Source organism: Cobetia sp. 29-18-1 (assembly GCF_029846405.1).
Taxonomy (GTDB): domain Bacteria; phylum Pseudomonadota; class Gammaproteobacteria; order Pseudomonadales; family Halomonadaceae; genus Cobetia; species Cobetia amphilecti.
In genome coordinates this window covers 114,108-130,414 of sequence record NZ_JARWKS010000004.1, presented here as the reverse complement: position 1 = coordinate 130,414, position 16,307 = coordinate 114,108, and the positions used below count along the sequence as shown (strand labels likewise).

8 protein-coding genes are annotated in these 16,307 nt (G+C 62.8%); 2 read left to right on the top strand and 6 right to left on the bottom strand.

Annotated elements, in window-relative coordinates:
• Positions 1 to 83 precede the first annotated feature (83 nt).
• Positions 84 to 2,663 (top strand): DNA mismatch repair protein MutS, encoded by a 2,580-nt coding sequence (mutS, locus tag QD208_RS04635; protein WP_153636588.1) that lies wholly within the window; start codon positions 84 to 86, stop codon positions 2,661 to 2,663.
• A gap of 279 nt (positions 2,664 to 2,942) precedes the next feature.
• Positions 2,943 to 3,266: a ferredoxin FdxA gene (fdxA, locus tag QD208_RS04630; RefSeq protein ID WP_043333067.1), complete on the top strand. Its 324-nt coding sequence runs from the start codon at positions 2,943 to 2,945 to the stop codon at positions 3,264 to 3,266.
• Positions 3,267 to 4,528: 1,262 nt separating this feature from the next.
• On the opposite strand, the gene eno is transcribed toward fdxA, so the two are convergent.
• The 6 genes from eno to aroB all read right to left on the bottom strand — a co-directional run bounded on the left by eno (position 4,529) and on the right by aroB (position 16,297).
• Complete coding sequence (gene eno / locus QD208_RS04625; protein WP_043332946.1) at positions 4,529 to 5,818, bottom strand: phosphopyruvate hydratase; 1,290 nt, start codon at positions 5,816 to 5,818, stop codon at positions 4,529 to 4,531.
• A gap of 102 nt (positions 5,819 to 5,920) precedes the next feature.
• The gene (gene kdsA, locus QD208_RS04620) at positions 5,921 to 6,772 is read right to left on the bottom strand and encodes a 3-deoxy-8-phosphooctulonate synthase (RefSeq protein ID WP_279835900.1); all 852 of its coding nucleotides are present in this window, start codon (positions 6,770 to 6,772) and stop codon (positions 5,921 to 5,923) included.
• A gap of 131 nt (positions 6,773 to 6,903) precedes the next feature.
• Positions 6,904 to 8,544 (bottom strand): CTP synthase, encoded by a 1,641-nt coding sequence (locus QD208_RS04615; protein ID WP_043332948.1) that lies wholly within the window; start codon positions 8,542 to 8,544, stop codon positions 6,904 to 6,906.
• A gap of 194 nt (positions 8,545 to 8,738) precedes the next feature.
• Entirely contained in the window at positions 8,739 to 10,154 is a 1,416-nt protein-coding gene (locus tag QD208_RS04610; RefSeq protein WP_043332950.1) for an FAD-dependent oxidoreductase, read from the bottom strand.
• Positions 10,155 to 10,231: 77 nt separating this feature from the next.
• Complete coding sequence (gene gltB, locus QD208_RS04605) at positions 10,232 to 14,683, bottom strand: glutamate synthase large subunit (RefSeq protein ID WP_054556504.1); 4,452 nt, start codon at positions 14,681 to 14,683, stop codon at positions 10,232 to 10,234.
• Positions 14,684 to 15,190: 507 nt separating this feature from the next.
• Complete coding sequence (gene aroB / locus QD208_RS04600; protein WP_054556505.1) at positions 15,191 to 16,297, bottom strand: 3-dehydroquinate synthase; 1,107 nt, start codon at positions 16,295 to 16,297, stop codon at positions 15,191 to 15,193.
• Positions 16,298 to 16,307 lie beyond the last annotated feature (10 nt).

Sequence of the window (16,307 nt, the reverse complement as noted above, 5' to 3'; positions counted from 1 at the left end):
CGTAGAATATCGCGCATCCCGCATGCCGTGCTCTCGCATGTGTGCTTTTTCCCATTGCAGTGCAGTCAAGGAAGTCCATGGCCATGGCCAAGAACAGCGCGCCCCAGATGACGCCGATGATGACGCAGTACATGAAGATCAAACGCGAGCACCCCGGCGTGCTGCTGTTCTATCGCATGGGCGACTTCTATGAACTGTTTCATGAGGACGCCAAGCGCGCAGCACAACTGCTCGATATCACGCTGACGGCGCGCGGCAGCTCCGGCGGTTCCCCGATCCCCATGGCAGGGGTGCCCTACCACAGCGCCGAAGGCTATCTGGCACGCCTGGTCAAGATGGGCGAATCGGTAGCCATCTGTGAGCAGATCGGTGACCCGGCGACCAGCAAGGGGCCTGTCGAGCGCAAGGTGGTACGTATCGTCACCCCGGGAACGCTGCATGATGAGGCGCTGCTGGATGCCAGCCGCGACAACCTGCTGGTGGCGCTGCATCGTGATGGCGAGACCTGGGGCCTGGCCGCTCTCGAGCTCTCCTCCGGTCGCTTCAGCGTGCTCGAGGTCAATGGTGATGACGAGCTGCTGGCCGAGATCCAGCGTCTGTCGCCTGCCGAAGTCATGGTCGGCGAAAGCCGTACCCTCCCCGCCAGCCTGGCCTCGCGCCCGGGCCTGACCCGCCAGAGCGATTGGCACTTCGATCACGAGACTGCCTTGCGCCTGCTGTGCGATCAGTTCGGCGTCCAGGACCTCAACGGCTTCGGCTGCAGCCACCTGACGCGCGCCGTCACGGCAGCCGGTGCCCTGCTCGACTACGCTCGCGACACCCAGCGTACCGGCCTGCCCCACGTGACCGCGCTGGCCGTCGAGAGCCGCGATGACTCGGTGGTGATCGATGCCGCCAGCCGTCGCAACCTCGAGATCGACACCAACCTGGGCGGCACCAGCGACAACACGCTGGCCAGCGTGCTGGACGTCACCGCGACCGCGATGGGTTCACGCCTGCTCAAGCGCTGGCTCAACCGCCCGCTGCGCGATCAGCTCCAGATCGGCCAGCGTCAGGCGGCGGTGCAACGTCTGCTGGATGGCGACTACCCCTTCGAGCTGCAAGGCCTGCTCAAGCGCATCGGCGATGTGGAGCGTATCCTCGCCCGTGTCGCGCTGCGCAGCGCACGCCCCCGTGACATGGCACGCCTGCGCGATGGCCTCAACACTCTGCCCGAGCTGCGCGCCGTGCTCGCCAGCGTCGAAAAAGGCAGCGCCATCGATGACCTGCGCGATGCCATCCGCCTGTTCCCGGCACTTTCCGCGATGCTCAGCGAGGCGCTGGTCGAGAATCCGCCGGTGGTGCTGCGCGATGGTGGCGTGATCGCCGATGGCTACGACGATGAGCTGGACGAGTATCGCGGCCTGTCCGAGAACGCCGGCCAGTATCTGGTCGCACTCGAGACCCGCGAGCGCGAGCGCACCGGCCTGAGCAACCTCAAGGTCGGCTACAACCGCGTGCATGGCTACTTCATCGAGCTGCCGCGCTCGCAATCGGCCGAGGCCCCGCCGGAATACATCCGTCGCCAGACCCTCAAGAATGCCGAGCGCTTCATCATCCCCGAGCTCAAGGAGTTCGAGGACAAGGCGCTGTCTGCCAAGTCCAAGTCACTGGCGCGCGAGAAGCTGCTGTACGAGCACCTGCTGGATGACCTGAATACCGAACTGGATGGCCTGCAGCAGACGGCCCGCGCACTGGCGTCACTGGATGTGCTGACCGCCTTCGCCGATCGCGCTGCCTCGCTCGATTTCGTGCGCCCCGAACTCAGCGAGACCCCGGGCATCGATATCGAAGGCGGACGCCACCCGGTGGTCGAGCATGTCAGCGATCATCCCTTCGTTCCCAACGATGTGCGCTTCGATGATGCGCGGCGCATGCTGGTGATCACCGGCCCCAACATGGGCGGTAAATCCACCTACATGCGCCAGACGGCACTGATCGCTCTGCTCGCGCATACCGGCAGCTTCGTGCCGGCGTCGCGCGCCTGCATCGGCCCGCTGGACCGCATCTTCACGCGCATCGGCTCCTCGGATGACCTGGCCGGCGGCCGCTCGACCTTCATGGTCGAGATGACCGAGACCGCCAGCATCCTGCATAACGCCACTGATGAGAGCCTGGTGTTGATGGATGAAATCGGCCGCGGCACCTCGACCTTCGATGGCCTGTCACTGGCATGGGCCAGCGCCGAGCATCTGGCGCGCACGCGTGCCTTCACCCTGTTCGCGACCCATTACTTCGAGATGACGGCGCTGCCCGAGCATGCCGATGCCGTCGCCAACGTGCACCTGACGGCCGCTGAGCACGGCGATGGCATCGTCTTCATGCACCGTGTCGAGGAAGGCCCTGCCAGCCAGAGCTATGGCCTGCAGGTGGCCCAGCTGGCCGGGGTGCCGCAGAGCGTCATCCTGCGCGCGCGCGAGAAGCTGACCAGCCTGGAGCAGCAGGAAGTCGATCGTCCGCAGGTGGCGCGCGAGGATGCGCTGGGCCAGCCGGTACCGCAGCAGAATGACCTGTTCGCGGCACCGCCGCATCCGGTTGTCGAGGCCCTCAATGGCCTAGACCCGGATGATCTGAGCCCCAAGCGAGCGCTGGAGCTGATCTACGAATGGCACCGTCAGCGCTGAGCGCCGTCACACCGAGCCAGCGTTGGCGTGCCCGGCCCGAGAATGAGTGGCAAGGCCCGAGAATGCGCGGCAAGGCTCGACAGCAACCTTCGGGCATAGCACCATTCCAAAACGATCCGCCCCTGCTGATTGCGGGGGCGGCAGAGCGCCACTAGAATAACGCCTTATAACATCTGCGCCGCTTATAACCTGAAGACCATGATGTCGCCGAGATGACACATGGTGGGCGCCTGGACCACGACCTACGAGAGAGACGCCAATCCGCGTCAGGAGACCTGCATGGCATTCATCGTCACCGAGAACTGCATTCGCTGCAAATACACCGACTGCGTGGAAGTCTGCCCGGTGGATTGCTTCTACGAAGGCCCGAACTTCCTGGTGATCAACCCGGATGAGTGCATTGACTGCGCGCTGTGTGAGCCGGAATGCCCCGCCGAAGCCATCTTCTCCGAAGATGAAGTGCCGGAGAACCAGAAGGAATTCATCGAGCTGAATGCCGATCTGGCCGAAGTCTGGCCGAACATCAGCGAGAAGAAGGACGCCATGGAAGACGCCGAGAAGTGGGATGGTGTCGATGGCAAGCTTGAGTATCTGGAGCAGTAAGCCCCTCAAGCAACCCGCATCTCACGTGGCAAGCGGCTTGCCCGCCCTGACCGGGCAAGCCCGGGTCTCACGACAGAAACGGCAGCGATTCCCTCGGGAGCCGCTGCCGTTTCTGTCTCTGATGCTTGAAGTCGGTGCCTGAAGTCGGAGACTCAAGCTCATGTCAGGAGCTCAGCCCCCTGACATCCGGGCATAAAAAAGGGCGACCCCGTAAGGTCGCCCGCTCCAAGCGTGTCCCTGTCGATCCATCCTGGATCGCACTCCTGAGTGCTGTCCCTGCCCTTCACGACATCCTGTCATTCGGGGCGCACCGTCACGCGTGGCGGGCATTGCAGCACTGCTCGCGCAGCTGTCCCACCGCAATGCCCGTTAGTGCAGATATTTGCCTGTCCTGCTGTCCTGCCCATGCATTGCCCGGCGTCCTGCCTGTACCGCTCCCTGCCTGTGCAGCTGACAGCCTCACGACATTCCTTGTCCGACCATCCTTGTCGTGGCTTCCTGCCACTTGATGCTGCCGCTTTCTGCCCCATCATTCCTGACGCGGATGATGTCCCGTCATCCGTCACTTCCTGTGAAGGGCAAGCTTCCTGACTGCATATCAGAGCCTGGGGCTCTTCGACACTCCGTGTCGTTATCGTGCTTCCTGCCTGTGTGGCGCTTCCCATCGCCGACGGATCATCCTGATCCTGACACACTCCGGTGTCATGCCCGCTATCCTTGCTTCCCTAGCATTTCTCGCCTGACTCCTTCAAGCGAAGATATGCAGCTCTCTGCTACCGACGTCCATGTCAGGTCCTTTTCCGCCGAGCGTCCTGCTCAGCGGGGCGAAACGTCCTGTCTCGCCATCAAGTCTTTTCTGATCATCCCGTTGGCATCCTGCCGAGACTGCGGTGTCCCGCCGCACCCTCACGTCCATGCAGCCATTCTGGGCAGCATTCGCCGGCGAGGCAACTAGCCAAACCGCTTAACCCGCTATATCTGAACAGGCCGTCAAAGAAAATATCATCAATAAAATCAAATAGATATTGAAGAACATACGTTCATGTCCGCAGGCGACTCGCAGCCAGTGTCTCGATTGTCCTGCGGGATTTGTAAGAGATGGCTTACACGAAATCAGTGCCTGAAAACGGCCTGTTTCCTGCATCCCCCTCAAACGCACTCAATCATCGCCTGCAATGCACAACGGGGCCGTGCCAGAAGGCACGACCCCGTTGCAAGTTACCTCTGCGATGCTGGGCGCTGAGCCCTCACATCACAGGCGATTACTGACCCTTGATCTCTTTCAGGCCGTTGTAAGCCACGTCACCCAGCTGCTGCTCGATCACCAGCAGACGGTTGTACTTGGCGACACGGTCAGAGCGGCACAGAGAGCCGGTCTTGATCTGGCCAGCACAGGTACCGACGGCGAGGTCGGCGATGGTGGTGTCTTCGGTCTCGCCACTGCGGTGGGAGATGACCGCGGTGAAGCCGGCGGCCTGCGCCATCTTGATCGCATCCAGGGTCTCGGACAGTGAGCCGATCTGGTTGAACTTGATCAGGATGGAGTTGCCGATGCCTTCATCGATACCACGGCTCAGGATGCGCGTATTGGTGACGAACAGATCGTCGCCGACCAGCTGCACCTTGTCGCCCAACTCGTCGGTCAGCATCTTCCAGCCTTCCCAGTCGGACTCATCCATGCCGTCTTCGATGGAGACGATCGGATATTCCGCGGCCAGGCCGGCCAGATAGTCGACGAAACCACGTGCGTCGAAGCTCTTGCCTTCGCCGGACAGGTTGTACTGACCGTCCTTGTAGAACTCGGAAGACGCGCAATCCAGCGCCAGGGTCACATCGGTGCCCAGGGTGTAGCCTGCATCGCTGACGGCCTGCTTGATGACGGCCAGTGCTTCGGAGTTGGACGCCAGGTTCGGTGCAAAGCCACCTTCATCACCCACGGAGGTGCTCAGCTCGCGACCCTGCAGCACCTTCTTCAGCGCGTGGAAGATCTCGGCGCCGGTGCGCAGTGCTTCACGGAAGGTCGGCGCGCCGACCGGCTGGACCATGAACTCCTGGATGTCGACATTGTTGTCGGCATGTTCACCGCCGTTGATGATGTTCATCATCGGCACCGGCATGGAGTACTGGCCTGGCTGGCCGTAAAGCTCAGCGATGTGAGCGTAGAGCTCGATGCCCTTGGCCTGCGCTGCCGCCTTGGCAGCCGCCAGAGAGACGGCAAGAATCGCGTTGGCACCCAGCGATTCCTTGTTCTCGGTACCGTCCAGCGCCAGCATGGCATCGTCCAGCGCGCGCTGGTCGAGTGCATCCATGCCCACGAGGCGCTCGCGGATCGCGCCATTGACGGCTTCGACTGCCTTCAGCACGCCCTTGCCCAGATAACGGCTCTTGTCGCCATCACGCAATTCCAGCGCTTCACGCGAACCGGTGGAGGCACCGGAAGGAGCGCAGGCACTGGCGCGTTGGCCACCCTCCAGCACGACCTCGGCCTGTACGGTCGGGTTACCACGGGAATCGAGCACCTCAAGGGCGCGGATTTCGACGATATTGGCCATCTTGTGTCGTCCTCTACACGGGGGATTGAAACACCACGACGGGCATCTTGCCCATAGTGCAAAAAGGCCGCTCACACAGGGGTGAACGGCCAGTAGTCCTGCTCAACGAATGTCCAGCGGCGCGAAGCCCTTGACCAGTGCATCCAGCGATTGCAGCTGGCGCAGGAAGGGTTCGAGCTGATCCAGCGGCAAGGCGCAGGGGCCGTCACACTTGGCGTTGTCCGGGTCCGGATGCGCTTCGAGGAACAGACCCGCCAGCCCCAATGCGACACCGGAGCGTGCCAGATCGAAGACCTGCTCACGACGCCCGCCAGCGGAATCGGCTCGCCCGCCCGGGCGCTGCAGCGAGTGGGTGACATCGAACAATACCGGCAGGCCGCTATCCTTCATCTCGGCCATGCCGAGCATGTCGACCACCAGGTTGTTGTAACCGAAGCTGGAGCCACGCTCGCACAGCAGAATCCGGTCATTGCCCGCTTCACCGCACTTGGCGACGACATGGCGCATCTCGTGCGGCGCGAGGAACTGCGGCTTCTTGACGTTGATGACGGCGCCGGTGCGCGCCATGGCCACGACCAGGTCCGTCTGCCGCGCCAGGAAGGCCGGCAGCTGGATGACATCGGCCACTTCCGCCACGGCTGCCGCCTGATGCGGCTCATGCACGTCCGTGATGATCGGCACACCGAAGCGCGACTTGATCTCGGCCAGAATCTCGAGCCCCTTCTCCATCCCGGGACCACGGTAGGAGTGCATGGAGCTGCGATTGGCCTTGTCGAAGCTGGCCTTGAAGACGTACGGCATGCCCAGGCGTGTCGTCACTTCGACATACTGCTCGGCGACTTCCAGCGCCAGCTCCCGCGATTCGAGCACGTTCATGCCACCGAAAAGCGTCATCGGACGATCGTTGGCGACTTGCAGACCCGCAAATCCGATCATGCGTTGTTCGTTGCTCATCTCTGCACCGTCCATCAAATCGTTGTCCATCGGCAGTCTGCCTGATGATGCTCTGGCGAACATCAAGACATGCAACCACCGCGGAGAAGACCTACGGGCGCCACCCGAGGTGGCGCCCGCTCAACACCCTATCACTCGCCGCGAGTACGCGCCGCCTTGTGATTGAGCGCGGCATTCACGAAGCCGGTGAACAGCGGATGGCCATCACGCGGCGTGGAGGTGAATTCCGGGTGGAACTGACATGCCACGAACCACGGGTGATCCGGCAGCTCGACCATCTCGACCAGAGAGTTGTCGACGCTGCGACCGGAGAAGATCAGGCCCGCTTCTTCAAGGGCCGGCACGAACTGGTCGTTGACCTCATAGCGGTGACGGTGACGCTCGACGATCTCGTCGCTGCCATAGGCCTGATGCGCCTTGGAGCCGTTGAGCAGGCTGCAGGCCTGGCCGCCGAGGCGCATAGTGCCGCCCAGATCAGACGCCGCGTCGCGGGTCTCGATCTTGCCTTCCGGCGTCAGCCACTCGGTGATCAGACCGACCACCGGGTGCTGGGTGTCATGGGTGAACTCGGTGGAGTTGGCATCGCTCCAGCCTGCCACGTTACGCGCGAACTCGATGACGGCAACCTGCATGCCCAGGCAGATGCCCAGATACGGCACCTTGTTCTCACGCGCGAAGCGCGCAGTGGCGATCTTGCCTTCCACGCCACGCTCGCCGAAGCCGCCCGGTACCAGCACCGCGTCCTTGCCGATCAGACGGTCGGTGCCGTTGCGCTCGATTTCCTCGGAGTCGATGAAGTCGACGTTGACCTTCACACGCCCCTGGATACCGGCGTGGATCAGCGCCTCGTTCAGCGACTTGTAGGCGTCGAGCAGCTCCATGTACTTGCCGACCATCGCGATGTTGATGGTCTTGAGCGGGTTGAGCTTGGCGTCGAGCACCGCGACCCACTCGGACATGTCGGCCTCTTTGGCCTCCAGGCGGAACTTGTCGCAGACGATCTCGTCGAGGCCGGCTTCGTGGAGCATCAACGGAATGCGATAGATGGTGTCGGCATCCTGCAGGGAGACGACGGCACGCTCTTCGACGTTGGTGAACAGCGAGATCTTGCGACGCTCGCTTTCCTCGATCTCGACTTCGCTGCGGCAGATCAGGATATCCGGCTGGATACCGATGGAGCGCAGCTCCTTGACGCTGTGCTGGGTCGGCTTGGTCTTGGTCTCGCCGGCCGTCTTGATGTACGGCACCAGCGTCAGGTGCATGAAGAGTGCACGCTCGCCACCCAGCTGCGCACGCAGCTGACGGATGGACTCCAGGAACGGCAGCGACTCGATGTCACCCACGGTACCGCCGATCTCGACCAGTGCGACGTCATAGCCTTCACCGCCGGCGATCACGCGACGCTTGATCTCGTCGGTGATGTGCGGGATGACCTGCACTGTTCCGCCGAGGTAGTCACCGCGGCGCTCCTTGCGCAGCACGTGCTCGTAGACGCGACCGGTAGTGAAGTTGTTGCCCTGGGTCATGCGCGAGCGGATGAAACGCTCGTAGTGACCGAGGTCGAGGTCGGTTTCCGCGCCATCTTCGGTGACAAAGACTTCGCCGTGCTGGAACGGGCTCATGGTGCCCGGATCGACGTTGATGTACGGATCCAGCTTGAGGATGGTGACCTTGAGGCCACGGGCCTCGAGAATAGCCGCCAGCGAAGCGGATGCGATGCCCTTGCCAAGCGAGGACACAACGCCGCCCGTCACGAAGATAAATCGTGTCATGGAAACCTGCCGAAAACGTGAGCTGTAGGAGAGATCCGGGGGAACGGATCAGGATGGGTCGCCAGTCTAGCGGAAAGGCTGCTCCGGCTCAATTTGAATGCCACCACCTGCCCATCTCGCGTCGCCATCCGATGCACCCGCCATAACGCATCAGACCCGCCGTGGCGGGCCTGATGCGTGACGTCACATGACCCTTACACTTCCAGGAAATCAAGAATCCCTTCAGCGGCACGGCGACCTTCATCGATGGCGGTCACCACCAGATCGGAGCCGCGCACCATGTCACCGCCAGCGAACACCTTGGCATTGGTGGTCTGGAAGGCATGACGCTCGGCGCTGGTCGCGATGCGGCCACGCTCATCGACGGCGATGTCGAAGTCGGCGAACCACGGCGCAGGGCTTGCCTGGAAGCCGAAGGCCACGACCACGGCATCCGCCGGCAGAATCTCTTCGGAACCCGGCACCACTTCCGGACGCTGACGACCATTGGCATCCGGCTCACCCAGGCGGGTGCGCACGACCTTGACGCCTTCGACCTTGCCATCGCCGACCACTGCCACCGGCTGACGGTTGAAGAGGAAATCGACGCCCTCTTCGCGGGCATTGGTCACCTCACGACGTGAGCCCGGCATGTTGGCCTCGTCACGACGGTAGGCACAGGTCACGCTTTCCGCGCCCTGGCGGATGGAGGTGCGGTTGCAGTCCATCGCGGTATCACCGCCGCCGAGCACCACGACCTTCTTGCCTTCCATGGAGACGTAATCCGCCGGGTCCTTCTCGAAGCCCAGGCAGTGATTGACGTTGGCGATCAGGAAGTCGAGCGCCTTGTGCACGCCCGGCAGATCCTCGCCCGGGAAGCCGCCACTCATGGCGTTGTAGGTACCCATACCGAGGAAGACGGCATCGTATTCCTCGAGCAGCGCATCGAAGGTCACATCACGCCCGACCTCGACGTTGAGACGGAACTCCATGCCCATCTCTTCGAAGATCTCGCGGCGGCGCGTCATCACGCCCTTCTCGAGCTTGAACTCCGGGATACCGAAGGTCAGCAGACCGCCGATTTCCGGATGGCGATCATAAATCACCGGACGCACGCCATTGCGCACCAGGATATCGGCGGCACCGAGACCCGCCGGGCCTGCACCGATGATGGCGACGCGCTTGTCGGTCCAGCTGACCTTGGACATGTCGGGGCGCCAGCCCATCGCGAAGGCGGTGTCGGTGATGTACTTCTCCACCGAGCCGATGGTGACGGCACCGAAGCCGTCATTCAGGGTGCAGTCGCCCTCGCAGAGACGGTCCTGCGGGCAGACGCGACCACAGACTTCCGGCAGCGAGTTGGTCTGGTGCGAAAGCTCGGCGGCTTCAAGGATATTGCCCTCGGAGACCAGCTTCAGCCAGTTGGGAATGTAGTTGTGTACCGGGCACTTCCACTCACAGTAGGGGTTGCCACAGCCCAGGCAGCGATGTGCCTGGCTGGCGGCTTCTACCGGCTTGAACTCGGCATAGATCTCGTTGAACTCACGTGCGCGCACGCGAGCATCTTTCTTCTGCGGGTCCTGACGACCCACATCGATGAACTGGAAGTCGTTGGCGAGCTGATTGGCCATGATGAATCCTCCTTCAAAATCCGGGCACCGTCGCGGTGCGGGCCCTCACCCGAGGCATGCTGGGGTGAGGGGTGCGATCACTCCGGCTGACGCCGTGACTGGTCCAGCAGGCCGTTGAGGCTTGCCGCCTTCGGCTTGACCAACCAGAAGTGACGCACGAAGTCAGGGAAATCACGCAGGATGTCGCGCCCGCGCTCGGAGCCGGTCTCGGCCACATATTCCTCGATGACTTCGCGCAGATGGCGACGATAGGCCTCCATGGCTTCGGTATTGATGCGGTGGATTTCCACCAGCTCGTGGTTGTACTTGTCGACGAAGTCGCGATTCTCGTCCAGCACGTAGGCGAAGCCGCCGGTCATGCCCGCACCGAAGTTGACGCCTGTCTCGCCCAGCACGCACACCAGACCGCCGGTCATGTACTCACAGCAGTGATCACCCGCGCCTTCGATCACGGCGTGCGCACCGGAGTTACGCACCCCGAAGCGCTCGCCGGCGGTGCCCGCGGCATACAGCCGCCCGCCGGTCGCGCCGTACAGGCAGGTGTTGCCGATGATGGCAGTCTTGTGGCTCTCGAAGCGCGAACCACGCGGCGGCACGATGGTCAGCTTGCCGCCGTTCATGCCCTTGCCGACATAGTCGTTGGCGTCGCCTTCCAGATGCATCTCGAGTCCGTGCGCGTTCCAGACACCGAAGCTCTGGCCTGCCACACCGGTCAGGCTGACCTTGAGCGGCGAGCCCGCCAATCCGGCCTCGCCATAGCGCTTGGCGATTTCACCCGAGACACGCGCGCCCACCGAGCGATCGCAGTTGGTGACATGGAAGCTGAACTCGCCACCGCTGCGGCTGTCGATCGCAGATTCCATCGCGGCCAGCATCTCGAGGTTCTTGGCACCGGGATCATGCGGCTCGTTGCGGCTGACCTGGCAGAACTGCGGCGCGTCCTTGGGCACGAAGTCATTGCCCAGCAACGGCGTGAGGTCGAGACGACGCTGCGCGTTGGTCTCACCTTCCAGCACTTCGAGCAGATCGGTACGACCGATCAGGTCGGTGATCTGACGCACGCCCAGCAGTGCCATCAGCTCGCGCACTTCCTCGGCGATGAAGCGGAAGTAGTGCTTGACCATCTCGACGGTGCCGCGGAAATGCTCGTCACGCAGCGCCTGGTGCTGGGTCGCGACACCGGTGGCACAGTTGTTCAGGTGACAGATACGCAGGTACTTGCAGCCCAGTGCGACCATCGGCGCGGTACCGAAGCCGAAGCTCTCGGCGCCCAGGATCGCGGCCTTGACCACGTCCAGGCCGGTCTTGAGGCCACCATCCGTCTGCAGACGAATCTTGTGACGCAGCTGGTTGATGCGCAGCGCCTGATGCACCTCGGGCAGCCCCAGTTCCCACGGGGAACCGGCGTGCTTGATCGAGGTGATCGGGCTGGCCGCGGTGCCACCGTCATAGCCGGAGACGGTGATCAGGTCGGCGTACGCCTTGGCGACACCGGTGGCGATGGTGCCGATCCCCGGCTCGGAGACCAGCTTGACCGAGACCTGCGCCGACGGGTTGACCTGCTTGAGATCGAAGATCAGCTGCGCCAGATCCTCGATGGAATAGATATCGTGGTGCGGCGGCGGCGAGATCAGTGTCACCCCCGGCACGGCGTAGCGCAGACGTGCAATCAGGTCGTTGACCTTGCCGCCCGGCAGCTGACCGCCCTCACCGGGCTTGGCGCCCTGTGCGACCTTGATCTGCAGTACCTCGGCATTGACCAGGTACGCCGGCGTGACACCGAAGCGACCGGAGGCGATCTGCTTGATCTTGGAGGAGCGCACGGTGCCGTAACGCGCCGGGTCTTCACCGCCTTCACCGGAGTTGGAGCGCCCACCGGCCTCATTCATGGCCTGGGCCAGCGCTTCATGTGCCTCGGGAGACAGTGCACCAAGCGACATGCCGGCACTGTCGAAGCGCGGCAACAGGGACTCGACGGACTCGACTTCCTCGATCGGCAGCGGCTCGGCGACCGGCTTGAGGGTCAGCAGGTCACGAATGGTCGCCACCGGGCGCTCGTTGACCAGGCGCGCGAATTCCTTCCACTTGCCGTAGTCACCCTGCTGCACGGCCTGCTGCAGCTTCACCACCACATCCGGGTTGTAGGCGTGGTATTCGCCACCATGCACGTACTTGACCAGTCCGCCCTGCTTGATGCGCTTGCGCGGCAGCCAGGCTTCACGGGCCAGCAGCTCCTGCTGGAACTGCAGCTCGGCAAAGCCGGCGCCTTCGATGCGCGAGGCCATGCCGGTGAAGCACATGTCCATGACTTCACTGTTGAGACCGACCGCCTCGAACAGCTGCGAGCCACGGTAGGAACCGATGTGCGAGATGCCCATCTTGGACAGGATCTTGTAGAGCCCCTTCTGCATGCCCTTGCGATAGTTCTCGCGGGCATCAGCAGGGTTGCCGGACAGCTCGCCGGTGCGATGCATGTCAGCCATCACCTGATAGGCAAGGTACGGGTAGACCGCCGTGGCGCCGACCCCGAACAGCACTGCCATCTGGTGCGCGTCACGCGCATAGCCGGTCTCGATCACCAGGTTGACGCGCGGGCGCAGGGCCAGCGCACCGAGGTGATGATGGATGGCGCCAGTCGCCAGTGCGGCGTGGATCGGCAGCTGCCCCTTCTTCAAGCCACAGTCGCTGAGTACCAGGATCACCTTGCCATTGCGCGCCGCTTCCTCGGCCTGCTGACAGAGGCCCTTGAGCGCCTGCTTGAGGGAATCCTGCGCCGGATCGTAGTGCAGCTTGAGCGTCTGCGAGGTGAAGGCCGGATCTTCGTGATTGACCAGCGCATTGAACTTGCGCGGTGACAGCACCGGCGTGGTCAGGATCAGGCGATGCGCGTGCTCCGGCGTCGCGTCGAAGATGTTGAGCTCGGCGCCACAGCAGGTCTCCAGCGACATCACGATCGCTTCGCGCAGCGGATCGATCGGCGGGTTGGTGACCTGGGCAAACTTCTGACGGAAGTAGTCGGTCAGCACGCGGTTCTGGCGCGACAGCACGGCCATCGGCGTGTCATCGCCCATCGAGCCGACCGCCTCCTGACCGCTCTCGGCCAGCGGGCGCAGCAGCTGATCGCGCTCCTCGAAGCTGACCTGGAACATCTTCTGGTAGACGTCCAGCTGATCGGCATCCATCGGCTGAAAACGCGCCAGCTCGGTCAGTGCTGACTCGAGATAGTTGGCGTTCTCACGCAGCCAGCGCTTGTAGGGATGCGCGCCCTTGAGGCGCTCGCTGACCTGATCGGTGTGCAGCACTTCACCGGTCTCGGTATCGACACCCAGCACCTGCCCCGGCCCGACGCGCCCCTTGGCGACGACATCTTCCGGCTTGTAATCGTAGGTGCCGATCTCGGAGGCCAGGGTGATGAAACCATTGCGCGTTATGACCCAACGCGCCGGACGCAGGCCGTTGCGGTCCAGCATGCACACGGCGTGGCGACCGTCGGTGAGCACGATGCCCGCCGGACCGTCCCAGGCCTCCATGTGCATGGAGTTGTATTCGTAGAAGGCACGCAGATCGGAGTCCATCTGCTCGACGTTCTGCCACGCCGGCGGCACCATCATGCGGATGGCGCGATAGATATCCATGCCACCGGTCAGCAGGACTTCCAGCATGTTGTCCATGCTGGAGGAGTCGGAGCCGACAGTGTTGACGATCTCGTCCAGCTCGGCGATCTCGGGCAGCTGCTCGGAGACGAAGTTCTCCTTGCGCGCGTTGGCCCAGCCGCGGTTGGCCTCGATGGTGTTGATCTCGCCGTTGTGGGCGAGGAAGCGGAACGGCTGGGCCAGCGGCCAGCGCGGCGCGGTGTTGGTCGAGAAGCGCTGGTGGAAGACACAGATCGCAGTCTCGAGGCGCGGGTCGCCCAGGTCCTTGTAGAAGCGCGGAAGATCTTCCGGCATCACCAGGCCCTTGAAGGAGATGACCTTGCCGGAAAGCGAGCAGACGTAGAAGTCCTCTTCACTCTTCAGCGCCTGCTCGGCATAGCGACGCGCCATGAACAGATCGACATTGAAGGCGATGTCAGTGCGCTCGTCGGCGGCGCCGACGAAGACCTGACGGATGCGCGGCAGGCAGTCGCGGGCCATCGGGCCGCACACGCTGTCATCTACCGGCATGTCGCGCCAGCCCAGCACCTCGAGATTGCGCGCGCTCAGCGCCGACTCGAAGGCGTCACGCGCGGACTGTTCACGCGCGTCATCATCGGGCAGGAAAAGCGTGCCAACGGCATAGCGGGCGCCCAGTTCCAGCCCGAGGGTTTCTCGAGCGATCTGGCGCATGAAGCCGTCCGGCATCTTGAGCAGCAGGCCACAGCCATCGCCGGTCTTGCCGTCAGCGGCAATCCCGCCACGGTGGGTCATGCAGGTCAGGGATTCAATGGCGGTCTGCAGGAGTTCGTGGCTCGCCTGCCCTTCCATATGGGCGATCAGACCGAAGCCGCAGTTGTCGCGGAACTCTCCCGGATGGTGGAGACCTTTGTTCATGGGGCGTGCCTCACGGAGAAATCATGTGTCCAGATGCTTTTTTTCAAGCATTTTCCCGGTTATAGTTATCGGTTATCTTTATTTTTATACCTGCCGATAGTGGCGCCATCAGTGTCGCTACACGACGCCAGATTTCCCTCGAGCATATCCCCCAGCTTCCCGCCTGCGCAATTCTCCACAGGTCGCCCATCGACCAAAAAAACCTGACAAAACCGAAGGTTAGAAGAACATTCAACCAAAAAACCCTGTAGGCTCAAGCGCTTAGCGGGTAGACATGCCTCATGAATTTCGCCTTGCAACTTTAGTATTGGTTAAATAAAAAACAGCGTTTTTATTCGATTTACCCCATACCGATTACGCATACGGCATACCAATTCAGGAATCACGCTCCACCAATGACTCCGTCACGGCGCGCTGACACCGGCCAAAAGAAAAGCCGCCACCCAAAGGGTGACGGCTTGCGTGGTCGTGCAGCGCCCATGAACCAGCCGATGGCTGGCCGGGATGTCAGCGAGAGCTGCGTGGCCAGTGCTCCAGCATGTCGGCCAGCACGCCGGCTGGCGCCTCTTCGGTAATCACCGCTCGGCCGATGCGCTCAAGCAGGATCAGGCGCAGACGGCCATCGACATTCTTCTTGTCCAGCTGCATGTGCTTGAGGAAGTCCTCGACACCCATATCTTCCGGAGCCGCCAGCGGCAGGCCCGCCTTGGCAATGATGTGCGAGACACGCTCCACATCCGCACTCGACAGCCAGCCCATGCGCGCCGAAAGCTCAGCCGCCATCAGCATGCCGGTGCCGACGGCTTCACCGTGCAGCCAGACGCCATAGCCCTGGTCCGTCTCGATAGCATGCCCGAAGGTGTGACCCAGATTAAGCAGCGCACGCACGCCCTGCTCGGTCTCGTCCTGCGCCACGACATCCGCCTTGATGGCACAGCTGCGGCGAATGGCTTCACCGAGCAGGGTCTCGTCCAGCGCCATCAAGGCCGTCATGTTGTCTTCCAGCCAGCTCAGGAAGCTTTCATCCCACAGCAGACCATACTTGATGACCTCGGCCATGCCCGCTGACAGCTCACGCTGCGGCAATGTCTTGAGGCTTGCGGTATCGATCAGCACCAGACGCGGCTGCCAGAAGGCGCCCAGCATGTTCTTGCCGCGCGGATGATTGACGCCGGTCTTGCCGCCCACCGAGGAATCCACCTGCGACAGCAGCGTGGTCGGCACCTGGATGAAGGCTGCGCCCCGCTGATAGCAGGCCGCCGCGAAGCCGGTCATGTCACCGATCACGCCACCACCGAGGGCGATCAAGGTGCAGCGGCGATTGAAGCCGGCCTCGAGCAGGGCATCCCAGATCAGGCCGATGCTGGCCATGTGCTTGGTCTGCTCACCGTCGTCGAGAATGACCTCGCGGATATCGAGTCCCTCGCCCAACGAGGCCTTCAGTGCGTCCAGATACAGCGGTGCCACCACGGTGTTGGTGACGATCATCACCTGACGCCCCGCAAGGTGCTCCCGAATCAGATCACCACGTGCGGTCAGGCCCGGCCCGATATGAATGGGGTAACTACGCTCGCCAAGCGCGACATCAAGACGATGAGCAGGTGCCAGGGACATCAGAATTCTC

Excerpts from the sequence above, each read along its gene's own strand:
- mutS (WP_153636588.1), top strand. The coding sequence starts at position 84 with ATGGCCAAGAACAGCGCGCCCCAGATGACGCCGATGATGACGCAGTAC.
- fdxA (WP_043333067.1), top strand. The coding sequence starts at position 2,943 with ATGGCATTCATCGTCACCGAGAACTGCATTCGCTGCAAATACACCGAC.
- eno (WP_043332946.1), bottom strand. The coding sequence starts at position 5,818 with ATGGCCAATATCGTCGAAATCCGCGCCCTTGAGGTGCTCGATTCCCGT.
- kdsA (WP_279835900.1), bottom strand. The coding sequence starts at position 6,772 with ATGAGCAACGAACAACGCATGATCGGATTTGCGGGTCTGCAAGTCGCC.
- QD208_RS04615 (WP_043332948.1), bottom strand. The coding sequence starts at position 8,544 with ATGACACGATTTATCTTCGTGACGGGCGGCGTTGTGTCCTCGCTTGGC.
- QD208_RS04610 (WP_043332950.1), bottom strand. The coding sequence starts at position 10,154 with ATGGCCAATCAGCTCGCCAACGACTTCCAGTTCATCGATGTGGGTCGT.
- gltB (WP_054556504.1), bottom strand. The coding sequence starts at position 14,683 with ATGAACAAAGGTCTCCACCATCCGGGAGAGTTCCGCGACAACTGCGGC.
- aroB (WP_054556505.1), bottom strand. The coding sequence starts at position 16,297 with ATGTCCCTGGCACCTGCTCATCGTCTTGATGTCGCGCTTGGCGAGCGT.